This window comes from Tianxiuia mixotrophica, from assembly GCF_050596425.1.
Lineage (GTDB): Bacteria > Bacillota > Clostridia > Peptostreptococcales > Acidaminobacteraceae.
Genome location: NZ_CP192292.1, coordinates 3,923,972 through 3,942,224, shown reverse-complemented (window position 1 = coordinate 3,942,224; position 18,253 = coordinate 3,923,972). Strand labels below are relative to the sequence as shown.

Annotated in this window: 13 protein-coding genes and 1 riboswitch; of the genes, 11 read left to right on the top strand and 2 right to left on the bottom strand. The window is 39.5% G+C overall.

All coding sequences use genetic code 11. The features are described from left to right. Positions 1–160 precede the first annotated feature (160 nt). Entirely contained in the window at positions 161–1,645 is a 1,485-nt protein-coding gene (locus ACQ4KW_RS17580) for an HD domain-containing phosphohydrolase (RefSeq protein WP_430883741.1), read from the top strand. 167 nt (positions 1,646–1,812) lie between these two features. On the opposite strand, the gene ACQ4KW_RS17575 is transcribed toward ACQ4KW_RS17580, so the two are convergent. Further along, a complete protein-coding gene (locus tag ACQ4KW_RS17575) occupies positions 1,813–3,021 on the bottom strand; it encodes an aspartate kinase (RefSeq protein ID WP_430883740.1) in 1,209 nt (402 codons plus the stop codon). An 11-nt stretch (positions 3,022–3,032) separates the two neighbouring features. Beyond that, complete coding sequence (gene lysA / locus ACQ4KW_RS17570; protein ID WP_430883739.1) at positions 3,033–4,328, bottom strand: diaminopimelate decarboxylase; 1,296 nt, start codon at positions 4,326–4,328, stop codon at positions 3,033–3,035. 236 nt (positions 4,329–4,564) lie between these two features. Continuing rightward, positions 4,565–4,713: riboswitch (Lysine riboswitch) on the bottom strand. 248 nt (positions 4,714–4,961) lie between these two features. Between lysA and ACQ4KW_RS17565 the strand changes: the two genes are divergently transcribed. The 10 genes from ACQ4KW_RS17565 to ACQ4KW_RS17520 all read left to right on the top strand — a co-directional run bounded on the left by ACQ4KW_RS17565 (position 4,962) and on the right by ACQ4KW_RS17520 (position 18,252). Then, positions 4,962–6,152: an HDOD domain-containing protein gene (locus tag ACQ4KW_RS17565; RefSeq protein ID WP_430883738.1), complete on the top strand. Its 1,191-nt coding sequence runs from the start codon at positions 4,962–4,964 to the stop codon at positions 6,150–6,152. A 19-nt stretch (positions 6,153–6,171) separates the two neighbouring features. Then, positions 6,172–7,332 carry a response regulator gene (locus tag ACQ4KW_RS17560; RefSeq protein WP_430883737.1) on the top strand — a complete coding sequence of 387 codons (1,161 nt, stop codon included), beginning with the start codon at positions 6,172–6,174 and terminating at the stop codon, positions 7,330–7,332. Positions 7,333–7,384: 52 nt separating this feature from the next. Beyond that, entirely contained in the window at positions 7,385–8,551 is a 1,167-nt protein-coding gene (locus ACQ4KW_RS17555) for a sensor histidine kinase (RefSeq protein WP_430883736.1), read from the top strand. Positions 8,552–8,555: 4 nt separating this feature from the next. After that, positions 8,556–9,836, top strand: coding sequence for a response regulator (locus ACQ4KW_RS17550; protein WP_430883735.1), 1,281 nt, complete (start codon positions 8,556–8,558; stop codon positions 9,834–9,836). 144 nt (positions 9,837–9,980) lie between these two features. Further along, complete coding sequence (locus ACQ4KW_RS17545; RefSeq protein ID WP_430883734.1) at positions 9,981–10,334, top strand: response regulator; 354 nt, start codon at positions 9,981–9,983, stop codon at positions 10,332–10,334. Between the two features lie 28 nt (positions 10,335–10,362). After that, a complete protein-coding gene (locus ACQ4KW_RS17540) occupies positions 10,363–12,669 on the top strand; it encodes an ATP-binding protein (RefSeq protein ID WP_430883733.1) in 2,307 nt (768 codons plus the stop codon). 12 nt (positions 12,670–12,681) lie between these two features. Continuing rightward, a complete protein-coding gene (locus ACQ4KW_RS17535; protein ID WP_430883732.1) occupies positions 12,682–13,152 on the top strand; it encodes a chemotaxis protein CheW in 471 nt (156 codons plus the stop codon). A gap of 11 nt (positions 13,153–13,163) precedes the next feature. Continuing rightward, on the top strand, positions 13,164–16,103 hold the full coding sequence (locus ACQ4KW_RS17530) for a methyl-accepting chemotaxis protein (RefSeq protein ID WP_430883731.1): 2,940 nt from the start codon (positions 13,164–13,166) through the stop codon (positions 16,101–16,103). A 223-nt stretch (positions 16,104–16,326) separates the two neighbouring features. Next, entirely contained in the window at positions 16,327–17,208 is an 882-nt protein-coding gene (locus ACQ4KW_RS17525) for a CheR family methyltransferase (protein ID WP_430883730.1), read from the top strand. Positions 17,209–17,211: 3 nt separating this feature from the next. Then, complete coding sequence (locus ACQ4KW_RS17520; protein ID WP_430883729.1) at positions 17,212–18,252, top strand: protein-glutamate methylesterase/protein-glutamine glutaminase; 1,041 nt, start codon at positions 17,212–17,214, stop codon at positions 18,250–18,252. Position 18,253 lies beyond the last annotated feature (1 nt).

The following is an 18,253-nucleotide window of genomic DNA, read 5'->3' as shown; positions in this document are numbered from 1 at the left end:
TTATATTGAAAAGTTCATGGATCTATAAAGACTGTTTGGTCTGACATTTAATTTTAAGGCAATAAAATTCAACAATGGTATCTAAAACCGATTACGTCACCAGTTTTGTGGTATTTATAAAATGGTGTAACATTTATTCCCTAGAATTGGTGGTGAGAAAATGTACCATAGTGACGATGAACGCTATAAAGTGTTTGACTATTTACTGGAAGGTTGCCAGGTAATAGATGAAGAATATAGGTATGTTTATTTAAATGACGCTGTGGTTAGGCAGAGTAAAATGTCTAGACCCATGCTGATAGGTCGTACCATGATGGAATGCTATCCTGGTATTGAAGACAGCGAACTATTTATAAAATTGAAAAATTGTATGGACTATGGGATGCCTTCACGCATGGTCAACGAGTTTGATTATCCTGACCAAAGCAAGGGATGGTTTGAACTGGTCCTTCAGAAAGTACCCGAAGGGGTTCTTATCATGTCAAACGATATAACCAGTCGGGTTGTTAATGAAAATGAACTTAAAATTCAAAACAAAAAGTTAAAAGCCCTTCGTGAAATAGACATAGCAATACTGCGAAGCACTGATCTTGTTGAAGTTCTTAATACGGTTTGCCAACAGACACTGGATACAGTTGAGGTCGATGCAGTGGATGTCATGTTATTTGATAATAAAACACAACAGCTAGATTATTTCACGGGACATGGGTTTTCAGGCCCTGACTTCAAAAAGCTAAGTGTCAAGATTTCCCTTGAGTGGATGGCCATGCTTGTTCACCCACAGAAGCTTCCCATGCATCTTGGCGACATACATTTTAAAACCTGTCCGGACCTAAAAACCAGAATGCGAATTGAGCGCTTTAGACATGCATATATGGTGCCTCTTCATGCTAAAGATAAATTCATCGGTGTCTTTGAAGCCTTTGTTCGTGGGAAAGAGATTCCAGACAAAGAGCATGTGTCATTTCTTCAAACCATTGGCAATCAAGCCGCTGTGGCTATTGAAACCAATAGGCTCTATCAAAGTATTATCGATAAGAATGAGGAGCTTGTTAACGCATATGACAGCACAATAGAGGGCTGGTCAAGAGCCTTGGAGATTAGGGATGTTGCAACAGAAGGACACACCTTCCGGGTGACAGAGTTGGCGATAGAGTTTGCAGAATATCTTGGCTATATCGGCATGGATATGAAAGCTTTTAAGTATGGATGCCTTATGCATGACATAGGTAAAATAGGGGTTTCGGATACAATCCTTAATAAAAAAGGCCCCTTAAATCGAGAAGAATGGGAGCAGATGAAACTGCACCCTGTCTATGCCAAAAAATTGTTAAAACCCATTAGCTTTCTAGAAGAAGCTGCACTTATTCCTTATTACCACCATGAGTGGTATAACGGAAATGGGTATCCTGAAGGCCTTAAGGGTAGAAAAATTCCACTATCTGCTAGAATTTTTGCAATTGTAGATGTGTTCGATGCCTTAACCAGCGATAGGCCATATAGGGGAGCGTGGACAAAAGAAGAAGCAATAGAACATATAAAAGCCAGTGCAGGCTCCCAGTTTGATAAGGAACTGGTCAAGAAATTCGTGGCATTTTTAGGGGAGGACAAGAGTCGGGAACAGACTAAAACAGCCAGCTTATAAAGACAAAAAAGAGTCACTATACAACTATTTATAGTTGTCCTAGTGACTCTTTCTTGTTTGGGAAACTTGCAAATCCAGATCATGAGTGAGAGAATGATCCATTAGATTTGGATGCGGACCTAGCCTTGCAAGTTCCTATATGATTGCATTTTGCATTTGAGGGCATATTATAGGTTGAAATGTTGTGCAATAATTTCAACAGCACGATCTTTATCATTTGCATCGATCGTATAGGAGATACTAATTTCTGATGTCGTTACTTGATAAAAATCAATATTGTTATCAGAGAAGAGTCTGAATAAATCAGCTGCTACACCCGATTGACTTAGCATACCTATACCCACGACAGACAGCTTTATGACACTGGCGTCAATCAAGTAATCAAGGGTAGGGTAGTCTTTTTTTAGATTGTGAACAATCTCTTTCACTTGGTGCTTAGAAGATTCATACGTTGAGAATGAAACGTTGACAAAGCTATTATATGGGGCTGTTTGACTGATCATATCAACAAAAACATTGTTGCCTGCGAGGCGTGCAAAAATTTCAGTGATATTTTTAGATTCAAAAGGAATTCGGTTAAGTGATACCATAAGGCAGTTGTCTTCTATAGTGAGTCCTGTAACGACGCGTTTTTCCATCTCTATGTCTCTCTCCTTTATAAGCGTACCAGAATAATTGCCTGTGCTCAGGGCCACCGTAAGGGGCACTTGAAATTTGCTGGCAAGTTCAACAGCTCTCGTTTCTAAAACTTTTGCACCAAGACTTGCCATCTCCAGCATTTCATCGTAGCAAATGTAGTCCAGTTTTTTAGCCTGTGGGTAGACCCTTGGATCAATAGAATAGACACCGTCAACATCTGTATATATTTCACAGGGACAATTTAAGCTGGCAGCGAGGCATACAGCTGTTGTATCTGACCCACCTCGTCCAAGTGTGGTGATTTCTCCTTCTTCGGTGACACCTTGAAAACCGGCAATTATAACAATTTTCCCATTTTCCAAGGCACCAGATATTTTCGCATTATCCACCTGGCTGATTCGTGCCCTAGTATGGGAGTTGTCTGTGATGATACCAGCCTGAGGGCCAGTATAGGAAACAGATTCGTGTCCCAGGGATTTTATAGCCATGCTCAGTAGAGAAATAGAAACCTGCTCGCCTGTGGAAAGCAACATATCCATATCACGGTGACATGGTTCTGGTGAGACTTCCTTTGCCATTTCAACTAGGGCATTGGTTGTGTTTCCCATGGCAGACACCACAACCACCAGATTGTCTCCTTGGGTTTTGCGCTCCACTAGGCGCGTTGCCACTTCTTTTATTTTTTCAATACTCCCAACGGAAGTACCGCCATATTTAACGACATATAGATTATTCATATTCCTACCTCCTAAATGTCATTTCTCAGAATGTCTTCATAGGTCTCACGCTTAACAACAAGTTGAGAATGCCCGTTTTTTACAAAAACCACAGCAGGCTTTCTAAGTCTGTTATAGTTGCTTGCCATTGAGTAGTTATAAGCGCCTGTGCTTGCAATGGCCAGAATATCATCTCGTTCTGCAGAAGGGAGATGAATTTCTCGAATTAGAATGTCTCCAGATTCACAACACTTGCCTGCTACAGTGTATTTTGTTGAAATATCCAAGGTCATTTTGTTGGCAATTGCAGCTTCATAAACGGAATCATAAAGGGCTGTTCTTGGATTATCAGCCATGCCCCCATCAACAAAGACAAAGGTTCTGCCACCATAGGTTTCTTTAATGCCACCAACCTTGTAAAGGGTTGTGCCTGCATTCCCGACAATGGCGCGCCCTGGTTCAATGAGAAGCTTTGGAAGTGGGAACTTGAGCGCTTTTGATTTGGAAAGCACTGTATTAAATATTTGCTTCATCATACCACCAACATCAAGTGGTGTATCGGCTTCTGAATAGTAAATACCAAATCCGCCACCAAGATTGAGTTCAAGGGCTGTGTAGCCACACTCAGTTCTTGTATGATCAAGAAAGTCCATCATTGCGTCGATGGCTTTAGTGAATGACTCAGCATCAAGAATTTGTGAGCCAATGTGATAATGAAACCCCTTCAAGTCAATGAAATAGGAGTCTGTCAGTCTGTTGATGACAGAGCAAATGTGGTCGCTATGAATGGAAATTCCAAACTTAGAGTCATTGTTTGCTGTTTGGATATATTCATGCGTATGGGCTTCAATACCTGGGTTAAGTCGAATAAGCACCTCTATAGACTTATCCAGTTCAGAGCATAGATATTCAAGAATTTCAATTTCATTCTCATTGTCGATAACAATTCGACGGACCCCGTAATTAAGGGCCATAATAAGCTCGTCAACGGTTTTATTGTTGCCGTGAAAGTATATTTTTTCGGCCGGGAAGTCAGCTTGCATAGCTGTATAAAGCTCACCACCTGAAACAACATCAAGGGAGAGTCCCTCTTCTTTAATAAGCCTGCACATGGATAGGGTCAAGAAGGCTTTGGATGCATAAATCACTTCTGTTTGTATTTTTGGATGTGTAAATGTCGAGCTATACGTTCTACAGTTTTCTTCAATTGTGGCTTGATCCATGACATAAAGAGGGGTTCCATATTTTCTTGCCAGAGTGACAGCATCACAGCCGCCGATTTCTAGATTCCCCATGTCATTGACGCGCATTGTTCCTAGTCGTCTCATATTTTTCCTCCAGTTCGCCAAAGACTTATGAATTGTGTGAATACTTAGATGAACTCTATCGCTCCATATAAATTACTTAGTCTTTGGGTGTCTTATGCCCTTATATTTTCAGAATGAAGTGTGCGTCGGGGGATGATTTTTCCTTGAAGCCCTGTTTTTTTGTATTAAAAAAAGCAGATAGGCGTAAAAGGGCCAGTCTGCTTTTGAGGCATACGAATAAAAAAACCTTTTACCCCGTGTGAGACAGCACTCCTTATACTCGCTGGGTACGCGAATAACAGACAGTACCATACCTATTAAGTATGGTCCCAACGTAATCAATACGCTTCGGCGGTAGCCCCTTTCCCTAAAGGTACTCATAACAACCGCGGCCTCTGTGTCACACTACAATATGTTCGTAAACACGAACGAATATTTATAAATTTAGTTCATTATACACACTCATGTGCTATGTGTAAAGGCAAGTTTTGAAAAAAATGCAATATTAGCCCCTGTTCTCAGGTTCTTTCGTGTGTATTATTTGAAATTTATTGGGTAAGAATAATATTAATTGCATGGAAAACATGAACGAGAGAATGAATCCGTATATTATGCAATCCTATATGAATATGAATCATTACCGGGGGTCTTGGTATGAAGAGAATATTATTTGTTGATGATGAAAAGCAAATACTGCGTGCGTTGAAACGATTATTTGTCAGCAGTGACTATGAAGTTCATTTTGCTGAAAGCGGAGAAAAGGCTCTCCAGCTTATTGAATCCAATGATTTTGATCTGCTTGTGACTGATATTCGAATGCCCGAAATGGATGGACTTGAGCTTTTAAGACAAGTTAAATCAGAGTCCCCACTTACCCTTAGGGTGGCACTGAGTGGTTATACAGACAATAAAAAAATTTATAGTGCTCTAGAAGATAACCTTGCAAAATTATATTTGTTCAAACCCTGGGACAATAAGGAACTGACATCTTTGATTGATCGCCTCTTTGAACTGGAAGATATTCTTAAAGACAAAAAGCTCCTAAATTTGATCAATAATTTAGATGAACTGCCCACTGTCCCTGATTTATATGCTGAGCTCTGTCGTATGGTTGAAGAAAACGCCGACATTGAAGCCATTGCTAAAAAACTTGAAGAGGATCAGTCTATAGCCAGCAAATTGCTTCGGGTAGCCAATTCGGCTTTTTATGGTGCCAAAACCGGATCAATTTCCCAAGCAATTATGTATATTGGGCTCATAAATGTTAAAAATATTGTTTTATCCAATGGCATTTTTACCAGTCTAGGAATTGACAGGGACTTGCAAAGAATGTTGTGGGAACATGTCAATTTGACCAACCGACTTATGAATGCCATATATCAGAAGTGCCTTTTCAAGAAGGTGCCAAATATGTTTGCATCTGCAGGCCTGCTTCGTGATATTGGTCGGGTTATTATTTATCAGTATTTCATGGAAGAGTTTAAAGAGGCTCTAAATATTATGAAAGAAAATCCAAATAAGAGCATAGTGGAAATAGAGAATGAGACCATCGGTGTTGACCATCAAAAAATAGGTGGTTATCTATTGAACTGGTGGGAAATACCTGTCCCAATTATTGAGGCAGCTTTGTTCCATCACGACCCGCTCAATGACGCCGTTATGAACAAGGAACTGGTTTGTGTTGTGCATATTGCCAATTATTATTCTTGGAAAATGCTTGATGACCAGTCTTCTTCACAGGCCCTAAAAGTTGATGTTTTAGACTATTTGCGTATTGAAGAGGATAACTTAAATAGAGTAATTGATGAGTTTACTAAGGAACTTGGAAAAAGTTCGTTGACATAAGTGAAGGGGGGGCAAAATTATGGAAACTGATCTAAGTAAAAATACAGTCCTTTTCGTTGATGATGAAGAGAATATCTTAAAATCCCTCAAACGTGGACTTATGCGAGAAAAATACAAAAAATTATTTGCCAGCAGTGGTCAAGAAGCGCTTAAAATCATGAAAAGAAATGAAGTGAACGTCATCGTTACAGATATGCGTATGCCTGGAATGAGCGGCCTTGAGCTTCTCCGTCAAGTTAAGCGGGAATATCCGGATACTGTGAAAATTGTCTTGTCTGGTTATACTCAGTTGCCCCAAGTGCTTGCGACCATCAATCAAGTTGATATTTATAAGTTTATTACCAAACCTTGGGACCTTGAGAATGAGTTTAAAAAAGTTATAAATGACGCCTTAAACTATTATAATGTAAAATTCGAAAATGAAATGCTCAGAAAATCCGTATCAAAAAAGAATGAGCTCTATCAAAAACTTTTGAAATCAAATGATGAAAAACTCAGGTCAATAAAAAGAGACTTTGATGAGGTTTTTAATATTCAGCGGGACTCATTTTCTATGATCTCCAATATGAGCAGGCGACTCGTTAATGGCGAACTCACTATTGTTGAATACAACACTGTGGTCAAGCAAATTGCCAGTATTTTTGCAGACATGGCACAGTATTTTCCTTCTGAGTTTACCAACATGGATTTTTTTGAGTTTTCAAGTGAAATCAATCAAATTGTTTTTGCTTCCCAACATCCTGATATTAAGTACGACCCCAATATGCATGCTAGACACGTGAGTTTCATTGGTATTAAAGGGACAGCAGGAGAGTATAGAGCCAATTTCAAACTTCTCCTTTTTGTATTTAAGAAACTTTTTTTGAATATACTCAAGTGTCAATCTGGAAATATTTATAATGTGGTTGTAAAGCAGAGCGACATTTATTTAGTGAGCAAAACACCCATGTGTAAGTTGACATTTCTTATAGACGAAACGAGGCCAATGCATGAAATAAACGAGCTTGTCCGTTATGTCAATGTGACTCTCCTAGATCATTTAATGCGCTCGCTTGGCGGAGGCTTACAGGTGACATATAAGGGAGACAAGGTTCTTCTAATTCTTGAAATAGAACTTGAGCCCCTAAACATACCGGATATTGAAACTTCAAGTGAAGACGTGGTGGACAAAAGCCAATGACTTCACAGAGCTATAATAGATTAAGTTTTAGATAACTGAAAGGGGTTTTTTCATGCTCTATGAACATGAATTCATCAATTTCATGCCTGTTCCTATTGTTGTTTGTGACGGTGAATATGTATATGAACAGAATATTGAGTTTGGTCGTGTTTTTGATAGGAAAATTGTAAGAACCGAAGAGTTGATTGACTTATTTAAAAATGAGGATCAAAAAAGATTAAAAACCTGGTTAAAGGCTTCACTAGAAGACAATGCGACAAACACTATGCAAGACATTCAAATAGAAATACATGGACATAGCATTGATGTGAGTATACATATTGGATCAATAGTCTGTACTTCAAGAAAATGTGCCATTATTGCTTTGAAGGATATGCATAGTTCAGAAGATAGGGACACAGAGGTGTCTCATAAACTCATAAATCAAGAGAAGCTAGCAGGTATTGGCCACTTGGCAGCAGGTGTGGCCCATGAAATTTTTAATCCGCTAGGCTATATAAAAAGTAATTTCGACACTCTTAATAACTATTTTTCAGACATCACCACGGTTGTAAAAGAGTTTAAAGAAGCCATAAGGGGTCATGAGGAAAACGAGATTATTGATCGGCTCAGAAAGCTTTATAAAAATCGCGATATGGACTTTATATTGACTGATATTGAAGATTTATTTGTTGATGTCGATGAAGGGATGGAGCGAATACTCAATATAGTGAATGGCTTAAAACGTTTTGCTAGAGAAGGTGATGACGTCATAGAGTACGATTTAAACGAAGGGATAAAGCGAACTTTAACACTTTCGAGAAATGAGTTCAAATATGATGCCAAACTGGATGTTGATTATGGGGAGATTCCCCTTGTGAAGGCTCATAGCAGTAAGATCAATCAAGTGATTCTTGGGATGATCGTAAACGCTGTTTACGCTATAAAAGAGAAACATCAGGGCAATATGGGTCAGTTGTCTATAAAGACCTACACTTGCTGTGCCTTTGTTTGCTGTAAAATTTGTGATGACGGAATAGGCATATCCAAGAAGAAATTAGAAACAATTTATGATCCATTTTATACAACAAAACCCGAGGGCATTGGAACGGGTCTGGGTCTTAGTATTGCGTGGGACATAATCGTAGAGCAGCACAGTGGCGTGCTAGAAGTGGAATCAGAAGAGGGTAAGGGCACGTGCTTCACAATAAAGCTTCCTATTTCTGAGGATTTGGAGTGATTTCATGAAGATTCTAATTGTAGATGATTCAAGAGTTATCAGACAAATGGCTGAAGATGTCTTGAGGGAAAACAAAATAGATGTGGAAATATTTAAAGCAGCATCAGGAAAAGAAGCTTTGAGTCTACTGGATCAAGTGGATATAGATATTATGATACTGGATATTATCATGTCTGGGCTTAGTGGTATGGATGTCCTTGTTAAACTTAAAGACAGGGATATTAGCAAATCACTGAAGGTTATCATGTTTACATCCTTATCAGACAAATCCTATATGAGAGATTGCTTTCAGCTTGGTGCGTCAGACTATATTGGTAAACCAATTGATGCAGATGAATTCATAGCACGTATTCAAAATGCCATTCATCAAAGAGAGCTTGAAATAGAGGTTTCAAGTTCTATGAGGACCATGCAGGCTCAAAATGCAAAACTCATGGCACTCAATGAAAAAATACAAGAGACCCAACTCCAGCTTATCCAACAAGAGCAAATGGCCAGCATGGGCCATTTAGCAGCAGGTGTTGCCCATGAAATAAACAATCCCCTTGGATTTGTCATGAGTAACTTCAATGTCATTAAGGACTATATCAAGACATTTGAAGAGTATATTGAGAGTATGGAAAAATTATGTGAGAACGCTTCAGGCTATATTCCTGAAACAAGTGATATAAAAAAAGAAATGAAGAGTCTCAAACTTGAAACAGAGCTCGAATTCATAAGAGAAGACCTAGAAGATTTATATAAGGACACTGATGATGGTCTGAACCGGGTTCGGAAAATTGTTGATGGACTTCGATTTTTTTCAAGGGTGGACCAGCTTGAAGCCTATGAAGATTATAATTTAAACGATGGGATCGATAATCTAGTTGTCCTCACAAGAAATGAAATGAAATTTGTAGCAGATTTACAACTGGATTTAGATAAAAAGTTGCCAAGTGTACGTGCAATTGGGTATCAAATAAACCAGACCCTCCTTAATATTTTAATGAATGCCTTAGATTCCATTAAAAGAAAGGATGACATGCATAGGGGGATCATTAAAATAAAGACTTTTCAAAAGGATAATTATATCGGATGCACAATTCGGGACAATGGCACTGGAATAGACAGCCAAGTGATCAAAGATATATTCAAACCATTTTATTCTTTGAAAGATATTGGTGAAGGTGTTGGCCTAGGATTGAGTATTTCTTATGACATTATTGTGAACAAGCATTCAGGGAAACTTGATGTGAATTCAGAAGAAGGTGAGTTTGCTGAGTTTACTATAATGTTGCCGGTGTAATTGGTCTGCCTGAATATTGCATCAGGGAAAATCAAACAAGTATTGGAATGGTATAAAATTATATTTATGGTATAGGATTAAATGTGTTCATTGGAATTACATTGGGTATACGACTTAAGGACAAACAATTGGTTGGTGGATATTATGAAAAAAATATTAGTAGTGGATGACGCAGAATTTATGAGAAACTCATTAAAACTTATTCTAGAGGGTGAAGACTATGAAGTGATTGAAGCTGAAGATGGTTATTTGGCTGTCAAATTATACGAACAGCTAAAGCCAGATGTTGTGACGATGGATATTAACATGCCAGGAAAATCAGGTATTGATGCCATTAGAGAAATTATGGACATTGATCCATCCGCAAAAATTGTGGTGATTACTGCAATGGGAACGGAACATATGATCAGGGATGCTATTCAATATGGCGCTTCAAATTTTATTATAAAACCATTTGAAGACAAACAGATCATAGAAGTTGTAAAGAAATTGGTGTAATGGACCTGTTCAAAAGAGAGGTGAGAATATGACAGATACACCAAAGCTTGAGCCCATGCTCGAGATGTATATTTATGAGACCATACAGTTGATTGATCGTCTGGAACAGCTCATTATGGATAGCGAGGTCTCTGGAGACCTTTCGGAAGGTATGGAAGAGATATTTAGAATTATGCATACCATAAAGGGCAACTCCATGATGATGATGTTTGAAGGGATAGCTGAACTCGCTCATATCACAGAGGATTTATTTGACTATCTCAGGAAAACGGAGTCGGTCCAGCCAGACTATGAAAAAATAACAGATCTTGTTCTTGATGGTATAGACCACATTAAGACCAGCATACACCAGTTGCAAAGTGGGGAAGATCCTCTTGAGAAACCTCAGAGCCTCATTGACGAAATCAAAGAATACCTAGATTCTCTAATCTTTATAAACTCGGATGATGCACAAGTAGAAGCAGACAAAGCAGATGATACGAAACAGGATAACCAGAAATATTATATAGCCCCAGTTAAGGGAGAAGAGAAGACGACCGGTGAGCGCTCAAGTGGTATGCGTGCTTATGAAGTCGTCTTTCGTTTTTCAAGTGGCTGTGAAATGGAGAACATTAGAGCTTTCTCAGTGGTTCATGGTTTTAAGGATCAAGCCGAGGATATCTTGCATATTCCCCATGAAATTGTTGAAGATGAAAATGCCATTGAATACATAAAGGAAAGTGGTTTCCAAATGATTTTTAGAACAGCTGAATCAGATGAGGCTGTTAGAAGTTATTTTGAAACGGTAGCTTTTGCTGAAGATATGCGGATTCAACAACTTAACAATGAACAGTATGAAAAAGCGCTTAGACGGTATTTGGGACTGGATGACAGTGGCGGACAAAACGAGGACAAGGCAAATCAGGCTGTTCAAGATTTAGAAAATGAACTGGAAGAAGAAATAAAAGAAATGAAGGCTGAGAACGATCAAGAAGCCGTGCAAGATGATGCAGAGACCCTTGACTTAACAGATGATCAAGATGAAGAAACAGATGAAGGGTCTGGCACTGTAAAAAATGCTGATGAAAAAGAAAATGAAAAAAGACAAAAAGAGGCGCAGGAAGAAAGACCAAAAGTCAAATCTGCAGGGGTAAAACCGAAGAAAACTGCAAACACAAAGCGGGAAGTCCAGACAAGCGCGCAAGCTTATATTAGCGTGGGCATACCAAAAGTTGATAAACTTATGGACTTGGTAGGAGAACTTGTGGTTTCTGAATCTATGGTCACTCGAAATCCAGATTTGACAGAAATGCACCTTGAGAACTTTGACAAGGCCGTCAGGCAGCATCGAATTATTATAAACGAACTTCAAGATATAGTCATGTCCATTCGAATGATGCCTCTTGCAATGACATTCCAGAAAATGAGTCGTTTGGTTCGCGACATGAAGAAAAAAGTTGGAAAAGATATTGATTTTGAACTCAGAGGTCAAGAAACGGAAGTGGATAAGAATGTGATTGAGCAAATTGGAGACCCGCTCATGCACATTATCAGGAATTCCATTGACCATGGCATAGAGTCCAATGAAGATCGGGAAAAATCAGGGAAAATGGACAGGGCAAGAATCGTCCTTGAAGCCAAACATTCTGGTGGGGATGTTTGGATAACAGTGAAAGACAATGGACAGGGCATAGACCCCGAAAAAATATTAAGCAAGGCTGAAAATAAGGGGCTATTAATGAAGCCTCGAGATGAATACTCCGATAAGGATATCTACAATTTCTTGTTCCATTCAGGATTTTCAACCAAAGACCAGGTGACAGAGTTTTCTGGAAGAGGTGTGGGTCTAGATGTTGTGGCTCGAAATGTGGAGGCCCTTGGTGGAACCATTGTCGTTGACAGTGAAGTGGGAAAAGGTTCTGAGTTTGCCATTAGAATACCTCTGACCCTAGCTATTATTGACGGCATGATGATGTCTGTTGGCAAATCGATTTTTGTTTTGCCGATAACGGCCATTAAAGAGTCCTTTAGCGCCAAGGAACATAAGGTTATTGTAGACCCTGAAGGACATGAAATGTGTATGATAAGAGGGGTTTGCTATCCCATTCAAAGATTGCACAGTCGGTTTGGCATTGGGACCGAGTGTACCAATATTGACGATGGCATACTAATTATGACAGAGTATGACGGCAATGTATCACTTCTGTTTGCAGATGCCATTTTAGGAGAGCAACAGGTTGTTGTAAAAAGCTTATCTAGTTTCCTTCAAAAAGTTAATGGCATATCAGGATGTGCTCTTTTAGGGGATGGAAGAATAAGCTTAATACTTGATCCGGCGGGCCTTGTCAAATCGTAAGGAGGATGGAAAATGTCTGAAGTGGTAGACACACAAAAGGGCAAATATTTAACCTTTGAAATAGACGGTGATGCTTACGGGCTAGAGATACAATATGTAGATGACATTATAGGTATTCAAGAAATTACGGAAGTGCCCCTTCAGCCGGAGTATGTACAGGGCGTAATAAACCTTAGAGGCAAGATCGTTCCAACGATGGATGTTCGTTTAAGGTTTGGAAAAGAATATCGTGATTATGATGAAAGGACATGTATTGTTGTTCTGGACATGAGAAGTACACCAGTTGGGATTGTCGTGGATCGCGTTTTAGAAGTAAGTCAAATACCAAAAGACACAATATCTGAACCACCAGGATTCGAAAATGAATCAGACAAAAAATTCATTGCGGGAATAGGGAAATATGAAGATGAGCCAGTGATCCTCCTAGATTGTTTTAGACTTCTGAATCAAACAGAGACTGATCTGTTTAACACAGTGGAATGAGGAGGTATAGAATGCTTAATAATATGAAAATAGGAAGAAAAATTTCGCTCGGTATTGGTATCATGCTGGTTATTATACTGGCTGTGCTTTTGTTCTCTTATAGAAATCTTGTTCAAATAGATGTGCAGAGTACAGAAATTGATACAGCCATTATACCGGAGATTGAACAAACAGCAGATATTGAAACATTCATGCTGAACACCATGTATGCTATGCGAGGGTATGGCTTAACAGGCAATCAGCTTTATCTTGATGAAGCCAAAGCGGCAATGGAGCAGGCGAAGGTTAGTATTGAGAATGCCAAAAATCTATCTGTAGAAAATCCACAGCTTATAAAATTAGGCACTGGAGTGGAGACCATCGAGCAGGAGTACAGTACATATAGTGAACTTATTGCTCAAACGGAAGCTGAGTTTGCAGATGTGGTTGAAACTCGAAGTGCCCTTGATACAAGTGCGCAAAATTTTGTTTCAACTACAGAAGAATATAAAAGCAATATGTTTGCAAAATTAAGAAATCAAGCGTCGGCAGGTGACACAACAGAAAATTTGAGCATGAGAATTTGGAAGGTAGAAACAATCACTGAAATAGTGAATTTGGCAAACCAAACGCGCATTTTAAACTTAAGGGCTCAAGCTTTTGATGACACAAGCATATTTGCTGATGCCTATGCAAACTTTGATCAAATGCTCAGTTATACGGATGAGTTGGCGGCAGCTTCTGAAGACCAGGCCAACGTAGAACAGATGAATCAAATAGAAGCGGCTCTTGAGGATTATAGAACAGCCATGATGGGTCTTGAAGAGAACATGGTTGAACTAAGTGATTTAGCAGTATTAAGAGATGATACAGGTCAAGCACTTATAGATGTTTCTGCGGAAACATTCAAAGCGGGGGTGGCACTGGGGGCTGAAAAATCATCTGACATGGTGGCCTTGTCAGCCTACAGTAGAAACTCACTCGTTATGGGGTTTGCTGCGGCCCTTCTTATAGGCGTCGTAATCAATACGATTATAGTACGTGGTATAACAACGAGACTTAAAAATCTTTCTAAAGCATCCGAAACCCTTGCAACAGGAGATGTCAATGTTGATCTGAATATCACTTCAAACGATGAAGTGGGCATGCTAGCCAAATCTTTTAAGACTATGACTGAGAGTATACAAGTTCAGGCTGAAGTTGCAGAGGAAATTGCCAAGGGTAACTTGAATGTAGATATTCAAGTGAGGTCTGAAAAAGATGTGCTCAATGTTAACTTTGAGAAAATGGTAAACACCTTAAAGGGTCTTCTTACAGATATGGAAGAGCTTATTGATGCATCAAAAGCTGGTAATTTGGCAGTTAGAATTGAATCGGATGAATATGTTGGTGGATGGAAGACTTTCGTGGACCAACTGAACACATTTGTAGAAGTTGTAGAAGAACCAATTAACTATGTCTCAGATTATATTGAAAATATGTCACGAGGCAATAGCTTGCAGCGCATCGTGTCTAGGGATGAAAAAGCCTATGATTATGTTGATGATATTACAGGACAATCTGGAACGACATATACCAATAAGTTTGATGGGGATTTCCGCAAGCTCATTGACAACTTAGCCAATGTCCGAGCGTCTTTATACACCATGCTAGGTGAGGCCAATACACTTACCCAAAAGGCTCAAGCTGGTGATTTAAGTCACAGAGCAGACCTAACACAACTACATGGTAGCTGGGAAATGATTATGGATGGCTTTAATACAGCTATTGATACCATTGTTCTTCCAATCGAGGAAGCTGCTGAAGTCCTTGGTAGAATGAGCCGTGGTGATCTTAAGGCAAGAGTCATGGGAGATTATGCTGGAGACCATGCAAAAATTAAGAATGCGACCAACACCATGATCAATACACTCACCGAATACATTGACGAAATTGACAATGTACTGGGTGAAATGGCCAGTGGCAACCTAAATGTTAGTGTTGAAAGAGATTATGTTGGTGACTTCCAGCAGATTAAGGCGTCTCTTGTTAACATTGTAGAATCTTTCAACATGACATTCTCAGAAATCAATACGGCTTCTGATCAGGTCTCTGATGGTGCGCAGGAAGTATCCAAATCTGCACAAGCTCTCTCTCAAGGTGCGACTGAACAAGCTGGTTCCATTGAAGAAATCACTGCAGCTATGACTGAACTCGGTCAAAAAACCAAGGACAATGCAAACAGTGCCAGCCGAGCCAAGGAACTGTCCTTATCAGCCAAAGAAGACGCTGAAACAGGCAATAAGCAAATGAAACGTATGATTGATGCCATGGGCAACATTAATGAGTCATCATCCAATATTTCAAAAATTATTTCAGTGATAGATGAAATTGCCTTCCAGACAAATATCCTAGCTCTTAATGCAGCTGTTGAAGCCGCTCGTGCTGGGGAACATGGTAAAGGGTTTGCCGTTGTCGCAGAAGAGGTTAGAAATCTGGCTGCAAGAAGTGCCAATGCGGCCAAAGAAACAACGTCTCTGATTGAAAGCTCCATTGAGCAGGTTAATGACGGTACAACCATAGCGAATAGCACAGCGGAAGCCTTAAATAAGATTGTTGAAGGTGTTACAGATGCAGCCAACTTAGTGACGAAGATCGCTGCAGCGTCCACAGAGCAAGCTGTGAGTATCACACAGATCAATCAAGGTATTGATGAAGTTTCAACAGTGACTCAAACCAATTCTGCCACTGCAGAGGAAAGTGCTGCGGCCAGTGAAGAAATGTCTTCACAAGCTATGATGCTTAAAGACATGGTCGATAGATTCCAGCTCAAAAAGAGTCATTCCAATCATATGATGGGCTCTTATAAAGCAAGTTCGGGGTCTTTATCAAAAACTAAAAGTACAGAGCAAGTAAGTCATGCAAGTCTTGACGATGACGAAGTAGAAACCATTCATATAGATTTGGATGACAAGGAGTTTGGCAAGTACTAGATAAAAGCTATGGAAATATTGTTAATAATGTATCCCTACATCATATGAACAAGCTTGCTAGTAGGCAACTTGTATAATGGCATAAAAAAGTCACCGCCACAGTCTGGTTGAATGTGGTGGTGACATGACTTTGCAACTTGGTCAGCCCTTGATCAAATGATCAAATTATGGTGTAGGGAAAAATACATTCATATTGCAAGTGAATTATTCATGTGGTCCATTTATGGATCGCAGGCTTAGCGCTTATAATAGAAAATTCGAAGCACATATTGAGTTTGGAAGTGACATCATGAAGAACATAACAAATCAAGAGTTTGAACAGCTTAGGGTTTACATATATAAAAATTACGGCATAAATTTAACGGAGAAGAAAAAAACCTTAGTGATGTCCAGGCTCAATAAAGTTCTCCTTGAAAAAGGATTTGACAGCTACGGCGAGTATTTTGATTATGTCATGAATGATACATCCGGTCGCGCTGTCACAGAGCTAATTAATAGAATCACAACCAATCATACCTTCTTTTTTAGAGAAGTAAAGCACTTTGAGTTTTTCACAGCGGTCATTTTACCCCAACTGGAAAGAGACAATCAGCGGTCAAAGGACTTGAGAATTTGGAGTGCTGGGTGCTCAACGGGGGATGAACCCTATACCTTGTCCATGCTCATGATGGACTATTTTGATAAGGACTATTCTAAATGGGATCTGAAAGTTCTTGGAACGGATATTTCAAGACAAGTCCTAGACCACGCTAGAAGTGGTCTATATGAACTAGAAGCAACAAAGGAAATGCCAGATCCATGGGTCAAAAAGTATTTTTTTCCTCCCCAGTCTGAAATGATAAAAATACGGGATGAAATCAAAAGCAATGTTGTGTTTAGACGCTTTAACCTAATGAATCCATTTCCTTTTAAAAAGCCATTTCATGTAATATTTTGCCGTAATGTAATGATCTATTTCGATCAGAAAACGAAGTTAAAACTTACAAAAAAATTCTACGATGCACTTGAGCCAGGTGGATATTTGCTTGTCGGTCACTCTGAATCGATTGATTTAGAAAATACAGGATTTAAGTATATTCGGCCTGCTATTTACAGAAAGGGTTAATATATGAATAAAGACAGTCAAAAGAAAGTAAGGGTCTTAGTGGTAGACGATTCAGCGCTTTTTCGGAATCAACTGAAGAAAGCACTGGAATCAGATGGAAATATTGAAGTTGTCGGTATGGCAGCAGACCCCTATGAAGCGAGAGATATCATACTAAAACTTCATCCCGATGTCATGACGCTGGATGTGAATATGCCTAAAATGAATGGTATTGATTTTCTTAAGAAATTAATGCCCCAGTATCCCATGCCTGTTGTCGTGGTTAGTTCTGCAAATGGCATCGTATTTGATGCAATCCAGGCAGGTGCTGTGGACTTTGTGGAAAAGCCATCAAGAGCCCAGGCCAGTGTTGTGGAAGCCATGATTTCTGAGCTTATAATGAAGGTTAAGGTGGCCTCAAAGTCCAATGTGATACGAAAACGAAAAAGAAAAATCACACAGGGGCGAGTCAGCAAAGCACCACTGACAACTGCAACGGATAAGGTTATTGCCATAGGGGCTTCAACGGGTGGAACAGAAGCGATATTCGAAGTGATTAAAAAGTTTCCATCAGACTGCGCGCCAACGGTTATTGTACAACATATGCCTGCTGTTTTCACAAAACTCTATGCAGAGAGAATGAACCAGTCTTGTCAGGTCAGTGTGAAAGAGGCTATGGATGGTGACTGGGTGGAAAAAGGAACTGTTTTGATAGCACCAGGTGAACACCATATGACTCTGAAAAAAAATGGAAATAAATTTCAAGTTAAATTATCGCGCTCAGAGAAGGTGAATGGTCATAGGCCTTCTGTTGATGTCATGTTTGATTCAGTGGCAGAGTGTGTGGGCAAAAAGGCTGTGGGCGTGATTCTGACGGGAATGGGGAAAGATGGTGCACAAGGGCTTTTGAATATGCGCCGTGGTGGTGCAAGGACAATTGGCCAGGACCCCGGCACTTGTGTTGTTTACGGCATGCCCAAGGCGGCATTTGAAATAGGGGCTGTGGAGTACCAGCTTCCGCTCCCAGACATTACGGACCAGATTATTAAACTGCTAGCAGATTAAA

Coding starts and splice junctions, on each gene's coding strand:
- ACQ4KW_RS17525 (WP_430883730.1), top strand. CDS start 16,327: ATGGATCGCAGGCTTAGCGCTTATAATAGAAAATTCGAAGCACATATT.
- ACQ4KW_RS17550 (WP_430883735.1), top strand. CDS start 8,556: ATGAAGATTCTAATTGTAGATGATTCAAGAGTTATCAGACAAATGGCT.
- lysA (WP_430883739.1), bottom strand. CDS start 4,328: ATGAGACGACTAGGAACAATGCGCGTCAATGACATGGGGAATCTAGAA.
- ACQ4KW_RS17580 (WP_430883741.1), top strand. CDS start 161: ATGTACCATAGTGACGATGAACGCTATAAAGTGTTTGACTATTTACTG.
- ACQ4KW_RS17555 (WP_430883736.1), top strand. CDS start 7,385: ATGCTCTATGAACATGAATTCATCAATTTCATGCCTGTTCCTATTGTT.
- ACQ4KW_RS17540 (WP_430883733.1), top strand. CDS start 10,363: ATGACAGATACACCAAAGCTTGAGCCCATGCTCGAGATGTATATTTAT.
- ACQ4KW_RS17530 (WP_430883731.1), top strand. CDS start 13,164: ATGCTTAATAATATGAAAATAGGAAGAAAAATTTCGCTCGGTATTGGT.
- ACQ4KW_RS17520 (WP_430883729.1), top strand. CDS start 17,212: ATGAATAAAGACAGTCAAAAGAAAGTAAGGGTCTTAGTGGTAGACGAT.
- ACQ4KW_RS17535 (WP_430883732.1), top strand. CDS start 12,682: ATGTCTGAAGTGGTAGACACACAAAAGGGCAAATATTTAACCTTTGAA.
- ACQ4KW_RS17560 (WP_430883737.1), top strand. CDS start 6,172: ATGGAAACTGATCTAAGTAAAAATACAGTCCTTTTCGTTGATGATGAA.
- ACQ4KW_RS17565 (WP_430883738.1), top strand. CDS start 4,962: ATGAAGAGAATATTATTTGTTGATGATGAAAAGCAAATACTGCGTGCG.
- ACQ4KW_RS17545 (WP_430883734.1), top strand. CDS start 9,981: ATGAAAAAAATATTAGTAGTGGATGACGCAGAATTTATGAGAAACTCA.
- ACQ4KW_RS17575 (WP_430883740.1), bottom strand. CDS start 3,021: ATGAATAATCTATATGTCGTTAAATATGGCGGTACTTCCGTTGGGAGT.